The sequence below is a fragment of the Cellulophaga sp. BC115SP genome (assembly GCF_009905545.1).
GTDB lineage: Bacteria > Bacteroidota > Bacteroidia > Cytophagales > Spirosomataceae > Flectobacillus > Flectobacillus rivi.
Genome location: NZ_JAAALB010000056.1, coordinates 21,688 through 34,695 on the forward strand (window position 1 = coordinate 21,688; position 13,008 = coordinate 34,695).

Sequence of the window (13,008 nt, forward strand, 5' to 3'; positions counted from 1 at the left end):
TTTTTATAATGTAAATCACCAAAAAGTATCATTATAGCTACTTCAAAGAGTGCTACTTTCATACTATGAATACTACCAAAGTAGTATAACGATATTAAATATACGTTTATAAAGTTTAAGAAATGGGCCTGTAGAAAGGCCCATTTCTTAAACTTTATAGTTGTTAACTGCTCTAGTCAGTCTTCTCTTATTTTTGAAACCCATCTTTTTTGAAATATTATTTTTGTGAGTCTTCACTGTATATAAACTAATGGATAATTTATCAGCAATCTCTCGTTCTGTTAATTCTTTCCCAATTAAGTCCCATATATCTTTCTCTCTCTGAGTAAGATTTTGTAAATCAAGAGACTCATCGTCATCTCTCCCGGCATTAATCATCAATGATTGCTTAATAAATATCATTCCTTTTCCATCAAAAATATTTTTTAAGCACAATGATAGTTCTTGTTCATCACAATCCTCTTGAATAAAAGCATAAGCATTTGAATCAAGAAAGGTTTTGAAGTATAGCTTCTCGGCAGTCTGCGAATAGATGATCGCCTTAGTATTCGAATTACTAGAACTCCATTCATAAAGAAAGTTTAGGCGATTACAATTTTTAAGTTCAGAGTCAATCAATAAAAAGTCAGGGTTTGTTTTTTTGAGTGTGGGAAATAGGTTTTCTCCATCATTTACAGAGGCTACAACATCGACATTCATAGATTCACATTTTCTAAAAAAAAAGCTATTGATAATCGAGTTTGAAAGGGCTAAAACAATCGTTTGTTTTTTTAAGGCGTCGTGTGGTATCATAAAATATTAAAATTACAAGGCAAATAGAGTGAATAATGAGGTTTATCAGTGATTAATGGCGTTTATCATACAAATTTGTAAAGTTTAAATTATATATCCAAAGAATATTTATTCTGAATGAACATCATTATATTTTATATAGTTAAAAATCTATTTGCTCTTTAATCTTTCATATCTTCAAATGTAAGCTTCCTCAAAATAGTACGCTTTAAAAGATAAAAATGTAATGACCTTTAACTCTGTATAAACGAAGCAAATTTATCCTGACTGACGTTTCGAAGATTTTCAAGGAATTTGATTCTGGCAAATCCTTAAATGTCATAGTTAGAAATATGGTGTCCGTAATTTACCTTTTACAGACTAAATTGGGAAAATGACATAAATAATTACTAGCAATTAGGGAGAGATTCCATCATATTTTACGACAAGTTAAAGAGGCTTTAAATGATGAAGGCAGTAGATAACCTTCCTAGTTTCGAGTGAATAGTCTATCTCTAAAATCGTCTATCATATTAAAGTAAAGAAAGAATACCCTTTGCACACCACTCATGAAATATATGCTCCAAAATAAGTGTAGAATTTTTGCGCATCAGAATTTGAAATTTAAATATTTGCATCATTTTTAAACCTTTAAATCGTACTACTCATGAGAAACCTTAGACTCTCTAATTTAGTACTTGTGCTTGCACACTGGTTTTAGGTAGTTTTTGACTGCCAGAAACCCCATCTTGCTTCAAAAAAGGTTATGCTAAATATTGGGTTAAATTAGAGTACAAGACACAAACTTGAGTTATGACACCTGATTGATGGTAGATTGAATACAGTTTGCATAAAGAATAACTAAACATTACCTATACATTCCACAAGGTTTAACAGTAGATTGAATACAGTTTGCATAAAGTTTTACTAAACATTACCTACACTTTACATAGAGCTTAACTATAGATTCGAGATAAAGCGATCCTATACACAATTCATTGATACTTGGTGATAAATATTAGTTTAATTATTATCAGCTATTGAGATTATTGCATCACTAGCCTACCAATATTTTAAGCAGATTACCACAGAGCTCTAATACCTATAAGTACATTCCTAAGAGTTTTCTATCCACATACCCCCACCCTTCATTCAACATTTGAATAAATTAATGTAAACGCTGTTAACGTTCAGTTTTTTTAAATTCAAGAAGGTACGAACAATGATTATGCACTCGTGTGGTCAAATTTGAAAGATTATCTAAAACTAACTCATCAAACAACTAGAATATGTCGGTTTTACATTTTTAGTATAGTCTAAAAATATACAGTTCATTATGTTTTTACTCATTCTTGACTTCGTTCTATACTTTACCAGACATGGTACCCAACTAGACTATGTTTTTTCATTAAAATCAACAATATTTGTCAAAAATAATTGACAAATATTGTTTTTTATCCTAATTTTAAGACAAAAAGATATGATAATATGCTCTCTAACGAACAAACCGTTTTCTTTCTAAGAAAAAATCCAGCTCTTTCGGTCTCTATTCTTGAAAAAGAAGCAGGGCTACCAACTAGTACATTGGCCAAAGCCCTTAATGGTGACCGAGTTCTTAATACAAAGCACCTTGCTGCATTATATCCCATTCTTATAAAATATGGGTATAATGAAGTCCAGCACAATAAAGCTAGAGTTATTTCCATCGTTAATCACAAAGGGGGAGTTGGTAAAACGACAACAACAATCAATCTTGGAAAAGCCTTGAGTAAACTAGGGTTTAGAATCCTACTAGTTGATATGGATTCACAAGGAAATTTATCTCAATCCTTAGGAATAGATAATCCTGAACGACAAGTTGTAAATGCGTTATTAAAAAATGAAGATTTACCTGTTTTCCAAATTGCGGAGAATTATGACTTATCGCCAAGTGATTTAGAGCTAGCCTTCGCAGACTTAGAGCTTGTACAAGCTGTTGGAGGGGTGAATCAGTTAAAGAATAAATTAAATCCGCTTAGAGATAAATATGATTATATACTAATTGATTGTCCTCCAGCTTTAAACATTTTTACTAACTCTGCTTTAGTTGCCTCTAATAGCTGTTTGGTCACATTGCAACCCGAAGTATCTGCAATGAAAGGGGTAAATAATCTATTTGAAAGGATTTCACAGGTGCGTGAACGTATTAACCCAGAACTTGTCGTAGAAGGTGTTGTATTAACGATGGTGGATAAACGCTTGAAAGTACATCGTGATATGATTGATTATGTATATCAAACATTGGGGAATTTTAAAATTTATAAAACTGAGATTAGAAGCAATGTCTCTGTGAAGGAGTCACAGATTTCTCAAATTACCATTTTTGATTATGATCAAAATTCCAATGGTGCAATCGATTATATGAATCTGGCTAAGGAGTTTTCTTCGAACGCCTAAAAACTTTTTACAACTACAGTCATGGCAAAAAAATATATAGGAAATCTTGGTATAACTAATAGTATCATAAAAGACCAAAGTCTTTTAAATCATGAAGCAATTAAGCAACAAATATTCATAATAGATGAACTTCGTGATCTTATCCCGCCCCTTCAAGATGAAGAATATAATCAGCTAGAAAAAAATATATTGACAGAGGGGTGTAGAGAAGCACTGATGATTTGGGAAACAGCTAAAAATATCATTGACCCTTCTGAGACTGATACCTCAAAAGTTTATGTACTTATAGATGGTCATAACCGTTATGGTATTTGTCAAAAACATCAAATAAATTTCAAAATACATCTTACATCTTTCTCATCTTTTAGAGAAGCGAAAGATTATATGATTGATAATCAATTAGGTAGACGAAATCTAATTCCTGAACAAGCTTCATACTTAAGAGGAATTCGTTACAATGCTGAAAAACTGGAAAAAGGGAAGTATTTACGTTCCGAGCATAAAGGTCAAAATGTCCCTTATGCTCCTGAAGTCCCAAAAGAGTCAACATCAGCTAAATTATCTAAGCAATATAATGTCAGTGAAAAGACTATTAAAAGAGATGCTGAATTTGCTGAAGGGTTAAATCTATTAAATCCTTCCTTGAAAAAAGAGATTCTATCAGGAAAACTAAAAGTCAAGAAATCTGATATTCAACAGCTTTCTCATCAAGCACATATCCCCGAAAAGTCGATTTCTTCTTTGCAAGAGGTATCTACATTATTGCAAGAGACTCCCTCTAAATCCTCAACTTTAGAGGAAAACGTCGTTGATCAAGATACCTTACAGGGTCTAATTCATGAAACAGTACAAAAACTAAACAAAAACCCTAGCCAAAGCCTTTGCGATGAGCTCATTAAGCTTTCTTTAGCCCTGAAGAAAATATTGTAAGTTATTTATTGTTAGATACTTAAAAAAATCTTATCCTCAACTATAACAAATTTAGGGATAGTTACTTTCATACAGATTTATGGAGCTGAAAAACCTATAAATAATCGTAAAAGGCATTTTAGCAACGATATCTTGTAGGTTTGGGCTCCTAACTATAACAAATTTAGGGAACAATGATTATCAACTATAACAAATTTAGGGTTCGCGGGGCCTCTGTGTTTTAAATCAAATCTTAGTGTTTAGATTTCACTTAAAAAATCTGTTTTATTGAAACTTTTAAGAGTAAAAACTTAAAAAAAGAATCATTCAGCCTGATGATGTTTCTTTTTTTAAATTGTATTTTATGTATTTTCGGTGCTTGTAACTACCTGATTTTCAATTTATTACAAGATTTAATATAACAAATTTAGGGTCAATTATAACAAATTTAGGGATAACTATAACAAATTTAGGGTCAATTATAACATTTTTAGGGTCAATTATAACAAATTTAGGTATCTTTATTTTCTATTTAATCTGTACTTAATGAAACATAGTAAGAACAATCACGATGATTCGCAATCAGTCAAACTTATAAGGAAATCCAATAACCTTGTTGAAGGAAAATATCGTTTTGATATTTGGGAAATGCGAGTGTTTACGAAAATGTTAACAATGATTTTTCCTGATGATGAGGACTTCAAAGAATACCGAATTTACTTAAAAGATGTGATTGATGAGTTCAATCTTACTACCGACCGACAAGCATATAAGTTGCTAAAGGCTGGAGCTGTAAAATTGATGAAAAAAGAAATCAAAGTTGTACGTGATACAGAGGAAGGAGAAAAAGAGTTTTTGACTTATATCGCTGTAGGTTTAGATAGTTTTACCAGCAAAAGTCAAGGAAGCTATATCGATATTTCATTTCACCCCAAAATGAAACCATTTTTATTACAGCTTCAAACTCAATTTTTGATGTATGATGTACGCAATGTTTTACAACTGCAAAGCTCGTTTTCAGTGCGTATATATGAATTATTAAAGCAATACGAACGCATTGGAAGAAGAACTTTCACCCTTACCGAACTGAAGGAAACTTTAGCCGTTGCTGATAAATATCCACTGTATGCTAATTTTAAGCAAAGGGTAATTTTAAAAGCTCAGGAGGACTTAGAAAACTATACAGACATTCGGTTCACCTTTGAAGAGGACAAAAGAGGAAAAGCTGTTCACTCTTTAATTTTCTATATATATTCAAATAAAACCGTAGTAGAAGAACGTAAACAACCAGAAGAAGAAGTAGAAATACCATCAACAGATATTGCGGAGAATCAAATTTACGATAAGCTCAAAGAATATGAGGGAGTAAACCTTAAAACTGTTAAGGAATGGATAGAGAAATATTCGTTAAATTATGTAGCTGAGCGTATTGATATGTTGAAAAGACAACAATCAAATGGAACGGTCATTAAAAATCCTATGGGATATCTGCAAAAACTGATGCAACAAGAAGTATTGTTTTACCCTCAAGTGATAGAATCTAAAAAAGTAGTTATTGATGTCACAGAACAGAACTTGAGGTTGCAAAGTATCAAATACCATGAAAAGTCATTAGAAGATCTTCGTATTAACTATTACGAGCAGCAAAATGAAATCATCAAGGCGTATTTTGAAGAAAATCCCGTAGTAAAGGAAGAGTTATTGGAAAGCTTGAAGTTTGGTTATGATTATAATAGGCAGTTAAGTGTGTCTGAAAACTTGCAAAGAGATTCCTTCAAAGCCCTTTTAAACTCAAAAGTAAGAGAAAACTATCCACATCTGTTTAAGGAACTTGATGAAACTTTTAGGCGTCAGGAAATCACTATTAAACAAGCATTAAGATCATTGGGATGGTCTGGATAGATAATGTAAGCAAAGCAAATAAGTAATCTATAAAGACCTAGAAGAAAAATATTTAACACTAGCGTATTTTTCTTAAGGATGATTTACCTGCTCAGCTTTTAAATGTTGTTACCTACATAGCGAAGGGTGTGGTGTTGTAATGTTCTCACAAAATAGTACGGGTTAAGAGTTGTATTATGCCCTCTTGAATCTAAAAAACGCTGAATGTTAACGCCGTTAACGTTCAGTTATTTGCGTTAAGGGGACTGTTAACGCGTGTAAACGCTTAGTTAACAGCGTTTACACTAATTCATTAAAATATCGAATAGGGGGTGGGGTCATTTGGATGGAAAACTCTTAGGAATATGCACAAAAGTGTCAGAACAATATGACAATCTGCTTCAAATACTGGTAGGCTAGTGATGTAATAATCTCGATTGTTGCTAACAATTAAACTAATATTTATTGCCAAGTATCAAGAAGAGGTGAATGTGCTCACTTTATCTCGAATATACCGTTAAGCCTTATGAAAAACATAGGTAAGGTTTAGTTAAACTTTGTGCAAACTATGTTCAATCTATCGCTAAGCTCTATGTAAAGTATAGGCAATGTTTTGCTAAACTTTATGCAAACTATGTTCAATCTACTATCAATCTGGCCTCATAGCTCAAGCTTGTGTTTGTACTCTAATCTAAACAAATATTTAGCATAACCTTTTTTGGAGCAAGATGGAGTTTTTGTATGTCAAAAACTATTTAGAACCAGTGTGCAAGCACAACTACTGAATTGTAAAGTATAAGGTTTCTTATGAGTAGTACGATTTTAAAGTTAAAAATTAGATACTCACCTGTTGCTGTAAGTTTCCCCAAGAATATTTTACATTGGGGCAGTATGAAAACAACTTTAATTTCAATGTTTTTATTATCGAGTATAATGTTTTCGTTTTGAAGCAGTATGAAAACATCTTTATTTTCAATGTTTTCATTATCGAGTATGATGTTTTCGTTTTGGAATAATATGAAAACAACTTTGATTGTCAATGTTTTCATTATCAAATATTATGTTTTCACTTTGGAGTAGCATGAACACATTTTGATATCAATGTTTTCATCATCGAGTATAATGTTTTCGTTTTGAAGCAGTATGAAAACATCTTTATTTTCAATGTTTTCATTATCGAGTATGATGTTTTCGTTTTGGAATAATATGAAAACAACTTTGATTGTCAATGTTTTCATTATCAAATATTATGTTTTCACTTTGGAGTAGCATGAACACATTTTGATATCAATGTTTTCATCATCGAGTGTGATGTTTTCGTTTTGGAGTAATATGAAAACAACTTTGATTTCAATGTTTTCATTATCGAGTATCGTGTTTTCACTTTGGATTAATATGAAAACATCTTTAATTTCAATGTTTTCATTATCGAGTATGATGTTTTCGTTTTGGAGTAATATGAAAACATCATTAATTTCAATGTTTTCATTATCGAGTATGATGTTCTCGTTTTGGAGTTGAATGAAAACGATTTTATTTTTAATAGACTTTATGAAATGTTCATTATTTTCTTGTCTGAAAGTCACTCTAAGATTGTGTAATCCATGAGGCAATTTCTGATTTAGTGGGAAACAGTTCAGGAGGCACTTAGTCTTATTAGAAGTATTCACGCTGATTTCTAATGGAATTGGCTATTCGGTGTAGAGATACTAGTGAAGATCTAGGTCTTCACTAGTATTTGTTTGATCAGTATATGAAATTGAAATATAAAAGGTTAACCCCTGAAGAATGACCACTATTACTATTCTTCAATACCTATTGTTTCCATGATTTCTTTGAAACTATTAAGTCCAGCTTCTAAACCAGTTTATTTATTAAATGATTTTTTGTCTGAATAGTACCCTAAATTGGTTTTGAGAGTGTACTTCCAGTTGTAATATCGGTTTAACTTCATCAACCCAATCTTCTCTCATTTTATCCATTATTTGTATTAAAAATTACAGCCAATTGTTCTGCACTTGGTAGGTTTTGGGCAATTTCCTTGGGTAGCTGCGAGTAAGTATAAGTTGCTACGCCCATCGGTTTGTTTACAATTTCTAGTGCGTATTCTACTGTAAGCTGGCTTTTACTTTTGCATAGTAGTATGCCAATGCTAGGGTTATCTTCAGGGTATTTGACGGTTTTGTCGAGTAGGTGCAAATACCAATTGAGTTGTTGGCTATATTCGGGTTTAAACTCGTTTACTTTCAGCTCTATGGCAATCATTGATTTTAATTTGCGGTGATAAAACAGTAAGTCTACAAAGTACTCTTTATCATCGAGCTCCAAACGGAATTGCTGTCCCATAAAGGCAAAATCACTACCAAACTGCCCAAGCATTTTGGTAACATTTGCCACCAGAGCATTTTGGAGCTGTCTTTCGGTGTGGTGGTCGGACAGGTTTAAAAAAGATAAATCATATTCGTCTTTAAACTGAAGATGATAAGCAGCTACCTCCTGCGAGCTTAGAGTTTTATCGAAATTGCTTTGAAACTGTTGGTAATTGGCATACAGGTCAAACCTAATTTTTTCCTCCAGAATGCTTCTACTCCAAGCTTCGCTTTGAGCCTTCTCTAAATAAAAGGCTCGCTCGGTTTTGTCTTTTATCTTGCTGAAAATCATCACTGTATGCCCCCAGTGTAATTTGGCAACAAGCTGTTGCCAAATTGGATTTTCCGCAATCTCTTCATAAACAAAACGCATTAGTCGGAGGTTTCTTTCCGAAAAACCTTTTATACCATTAAACTCAGCTTGCAGGTCTTTGGAGAGTTGCTGGATAACAGAAGTACCCCAACCTGTTTTTGTTTTTTCGGAGATAGTCTTGCCAATATCCAAATACGCCAAAATCATCTCAGAATTTACGGCACTATAGCTGTTGTATTGTGCTTGTAAGACTCTTTGCTTTAAAGAAATTAGCGTTTGTAAGTAATCCTTATTTTCTATTTCGTTCATCATGTTGCCAGCACTTCGTTCAATTCATTAATAATATCATTCACTTCTGTACCAAAAAGTTGGTACATCTTGCCCCTTTGACCTTTCTAGTCAAATGGCGTATACTCAAGGTCGTAAATTTCGATATGGTAGGAATTGACTACATTATTTTTGAGTTCACGTAGTCAGTCCATTTGCTCAGGCGAAGAACGATTGTGATTACCTGTATGTTGTTTAAAAGTCCATTTATTAAAATTGTCTTCAATGGTTTTATCAAATGCCCTTAATTCATCATCAATACTACACAAATAGCGAATTAACGAAATTAAAGCGGTTAATTCATCAATTGGTTGTTTACTTTTTACCTTTTCAAGCTGACTATATGATTCCCACAAGTAATGTGACGCAAAGGTTAGTTTGTCTAATTTTAGTTTACCAAACATCTCTTTAATCATCTTGAAGGTAACATTCCTACGGTTGTAGGGCTCTTATAAAAAATATATAGAGCCTGACTTTGTTAGCTTCGAGATACTCGCTAAAACTCTAGATCAATACCCTAATCTACCGAAGTAGTATCCCAATTCACTCCTAGTCACGGTGTCTATATTGTGACTATCAATGATTTGGTCGTACTCTTGTCTAACTTTTTCGATATAGTCGTTAAGCCTACCATTGAAAGTTGAAGTTGCTGTTGTGCCTCTTGATGAGCTTGTTCTATCACATTGAATCAAGGCTTTCGATCAAAAGACATCTCGCCTTTATTTGAGCAGGACGAAGTTATGACTCATTCAATGAATACTTAAAATCCTTACACGTAAGCTTTTATCTTTTTATAACCATTCAGCCAATTTTTCAGGCTTGTAGAACCAAAAAATATTTCATCCCCTTGGCTTAGGGTCTCTTAAATCTCTGAAACGAGTAATAGTAGCAGTGCTTTCAAACACAAAAGATAAAGGGTTATTGTTGCTTAGCGTTGGCATATTCGACAGCTTAATTTCCTGCTGCAGTAAGCTCATGATCCTTGTCGCCTCAATAATTCCACAGGTTTTCTATTTACAAAGAGTACATAATCGGTAAAACCAGAGTCTGCTTGATACTCTCTTATGGCAACACCTCTTTTTTAGATTGTAAAAGCCGCCCAGCTTCTCTAAGCATGGTGTCTATTTTATCATGGACTATCTGTTCTGGATTCTGGTTTTTATCGGTACTCATCATTCAATCTTGGTATGGTAGTAAACTTTTTTCTGTGGGCTAAATTTAGCTTATTTTTTAGGTATAATGTATGAATAAAATAGCCTCGCTCAGGTAGCCAGGCGAGGTTTGAGTACACATGAGATTCAATCAAACTTACCGTGGACATGAGTTAGATGCTTATGACTTTGATTCTTTGGAAGAAGTAGGCCAACAAACCGATCTATGAATGGAGGATTATAATTTCGTCCGTCCATGTGTTACTTTGAAAGGAATGAGTGCCGTAGAGAAATAGTGTTAGCTTCCCCCTAAATAATACAGATTAAAGTTAAAAATATCACAATTTTTAACTTTAATCTGTATTATGAAAAGCAGCAAATTTAGGCCAATCTATATTGCTAAGATTCTTAAGGAATTTGAATATGGGAAGTCGACAATACCGAGCAGGCTCAATACGAAAAGAGGAAATACGCCAGCAATTGCATGAAATTGAAGTCTTTAAAATCAAAATTGATGAACTCATCACGGAAGGCTACGACCCTAAGTTGGATGATGGCGTAGGTAAAAACATTGCTCCACTATAAAAGAAAGGATTACTAAGTTAGAAGTTTTCAAAACTTCTAACTTAGTAAAATCACAACTGGAGAAATATCAATTGACAACAGCCGAAGTTTTTTGCGGTAATTATTGTCACAAATTTAGATAAGATTTGTGACAATGATTACCATTTAAGTGTCCGCACCAAATGTTCTAAATTAGTTTATTTTTTGTCACAAATATTTACTAAATTTGTGACAAAAAATAAACTCTATTCTAAATGGAAAGTGTTGAAAAACAGATAGAAAAATCAATAAAAAGTAAGCCTAGGGGAGTGCTAATATTACCTGATGACTATTTGAGTTATGGCTCCTCCGATGCCATACGTAAAGCCTTAGATCGTTTGGAAGATAAAAAATACCTTGTGCGAGTATCACAAGGTATTTATGTTCGCCCCAAAATAAGTAAATTAATAGGCTCATTAATACCCACAGCAGAAGAAGTTGCCGAAGCTATAGCCAAGCGAGACCGAATAAGGACGATTCCAACGGGAAGTTATGCCCTAAATGCCCTAGGGCTAAGCACACAAGTCCCCATGAATATTGTATTGCTCACAGACGGTTCGCCCCGAGAAATTAAAGTGGGAAGGCGGAAGATTAAGTTTAAAAAAACTACTCCTAAAAACCTATTAGCAAAAGGGAAAATAAGTAGGCTGGTTATTCAAGCACTCAAAGAAATCGGTAATGGTAAGGTAAGTAAAGTAGAAGAGAAAAAGATTATAGACTTACTGCGAAAGGAAGATGAAAAAGACTTAAAGCACGACATATCCTTGGCTCCAGTATGGATTCAAAAAATAATGAAACAAGCATTGAATGATGGCAAAAATTGATTTTTACACCACAAAGAAAACAGAAAAGGTTGCTATTTTTGAGGCCATTGCTTCAACAATGGGAATGACACCATTTGCAGTAGAGAAGGATTGGTGGGTAAGTCGTACACTTGAAATCATATTTCAGATGGATATTGCAAAACATCTAGTGTTCAAAGGCGGAACATCCCTTAGTAAAGCTTGGAAGCTTATCAACAGGTTTTCTGAAGACATTGATTTGGCAATAGATAAAGAGTATTTCGGATTTACAGGAGAACTAGGAAAGAGTCAAAGGGATAAACTCAGAAAAAAAGCAGGAGCATATACCACAGGAACTTTCTTTGAAGAATTAAAACAAGCATTTGACGACAAGGGATACAAAGCGTTGAATTTTGTTGTGATTGAAACAAAAGATAGCGATCAAGACCCTAGAGTATTGGAAATATACTACTCAAATGTTGTAAACCAGCCTTCAGAATATATTTTACCAAGGGTTCAAATCGAAATCAGTTGTAGATCGCTAAGAGAACCCTTTAGTGTTCAAACTTTTGGTTCGTTGGTAGATGAATTTTACAAAGGGAGAGATTTTGCTGAACAACTATTTGAAGTGCCTACTGTGAATCCAGAAAGAACCTTTTTAGAGAAGCTATTTTTATTACACGAAGAGTTTCATCGTACTGCCGAAAAAATACGAGTGGATAGGTTGAGCCGTCATTTGTATGATGTTTATCAGCTAACTAAGGCTGGCGTTGCTCAAAAAGCCATTCACGATAAAGCACTATATGAAACCATCGTAGCCCATCGCCATACATTTTCCAGAGTAGGTGGTGTAGATTACAATACCCACAATCCTAAAAGCCTTAACCCTGTACCATTGCCACAGATAATAGGAGAATGGAGAGCAGATTATAAGAAAATGATGGAAGATATGATTTACGAAACCAACAAACCCTCTTTTGAAGATTTAGTTGATAATTTGGAAGAATTAAAAGAACAGTTGCAAACATTAGATTGGCAATTTGAATTAAAATTCTCTAACTAATTCCTAGTTGATTATGGCAGATAATTGGATTATTCAAGATATAGAAAAATACATAACTCTATGAAATAGAACGGTTATTACTAATCCACATGGCGAATTTTCTTACCTATTCCCATACTTAGAGAACTATTATCAAAACCGACTCAAAAAGCATTAAGGAATGGCATAGATTTAACTATGAGACTATACTGATTATAAACCGCGAAAGAGTTTTGTAAGAGACGAATACAGCATTTCTGTAGAGGTAAAGATTGAGATTCGTATTGAGAAAAAGACGGCTCAGAAGCTGACAAGTCCTAGATTAATTCATAGATATTGATGTTGGATTTACTATACCCAGCTTTTTTAAGTAGGCATATTTTTTTGATAATGAGACATTTGCATTTTTATCCATCTTAAAAAG

The 13,008-nt window shown here is 33.3% G+C and carries 9 protein-coding genes and 1 pseudogene; 6 read left to right on the top strand and 4 right to left on the bottom strand.

Going from position 1 to position 13,008, the window contains the following annotated elements:
* Positions 1 to 147: 147 nt before the first annotated feature.
* Complete coding sequence (locus GVN22_RS24095; RefSeq protein WP_166553562.1) at positions 148 to 699, bottom strand: response regulator transcription factor; 552 nt, start codon at positions 697 to 699, stop codon at positions 148 to 150.
* A gap of 1,560 nt (positions 700 to 2,259) precedes the next feature.
* Here GVN22_RS24095 and GVN22_RS24100 point away from each other — a divergent pair.
* From GVN22_RS24100 to GVN22_RS24110, 3 genes are all read left to right on the top strand, one after another.
* Positions 2,260 to 3,207, top strand: a complete 948-nt coding sequence (locus tag GVN22_RS24100) for a ParA family protein (protein WP_166553563.1) — start codon at positions 2,260 to 2,262, stop codon at positions 3,205 to 3,207.
* A gap of 21 nt (positions 3,208 to 3,228) precedes the next feature.
* Entirely contained in the window at positions 3,229 to 4,137 is a 909-nt protein-coding gene (locus GVN22_RS24105) for a hypothetical protein (RefSeq protein ID WP_166553564.1), read from the top strand.
* A 525-nt stretch (positions 4,138 to 4,662) separates the two neighbouring features.
* Complete coding sequence (locus GVN22_RS24110; protein ID WP_166553565.1) at positions 4,663 to 6,018, top strand: replication initiation protein; 1,356 nt, start codon at positions 4,663 to 4,665, stop codon at positions 6,016 to 6,018.
* Between the two features lie 734 nt (positions 6,019 to 6,752).
* Here the strand turns inward: GVN22_RS24110 and GVN22_RS24115 are convergent.
* From GVN22_RS24115 to GVN22_RS24125, 3 genes and pseudogenes are all read right to left on the bottom strand, one after another.
* The gene (locus GVN22_RS24115) at positions 6,753 to 7,046 is read right to left on the bottom strand and encodes a hypothetical protein (protein ID WP_166553566.1); all 294 of its coding nucleotides are present in this window, start codon (positions 7,044 to 7,046) and stop codon (positions 6,753 to 6,755) included.
* Positions 7,047 to 7,971: 925 nt separating this feature from the next.
* Positions 7,972 to 8,991 (bottom strand): YhcG family protein, encoded by a 1,020-nt coding sequence (locus GVN22_RS24120; protein WP_166553567.1) that lies wholly within the window; start codon positions 8,989 to 8,991, stop codon positions 7,972 to 7,974.
* Between the two features lie 161 nt (positions 8,992 to 9,152).
* A pseudogene (locus tag GVN22_RS24125) lies at positions 9,153 to 9,437 on the bottom strand (type I restriction-modification enzyme R subunit C-terminal domain-containing protein); the annotation flags it as partial.
* Between the two features lie 1,143 nt (positions 9,438 to 10,580).
* On the opposite strand from GVN22_RS24125, the gene GVN22_RS24130 reads away from it, so the two are divergent.
* From GVN22_RS24130 to GVN22_RS24140, 3 genes are all read left to right on the top strand, one after another.
* Entirely contained in the window at positions 10,581 to 10,742 is a 162-nt protein-coding gene (locus GVN22_RS24130; protein WP_166553569.1) for a hypothetical protein, read from the top strand.
* 233 nt (positions 10,743 to 10,975) lie between these two features.
* Positions 10,976 to 11,584 carry a DUF6088 family protein gene (locus GVN22_RS24135; protein WP_166553570.1) on the top strand — a complete coding sequence of 203 codons (609 nt, stop codon included), beginning with the start codon at positions 10,976 to 10,978 and terminating at the stop codon, positions 11,582 to 11,584.
* On the top strand, positions 11,568 to 12,605 hold the full coding sequence (locus GVN22_RS24140) for a nucleotidyl transferase AbiEii/AbiGii toxin family protein (protein WP_240915758.1): 1,038 nt from the start codon (positions 11,568 to 11,570) through the stop codon (positions 12,603 to 12,605). Before GVN22_RS24135 ends, GVN22_RS24140 begins: the two co-directional genes overlap by 17 nt.
* Positions 12,606 to 13,008 lie beyond the last annotated feature (403 nt).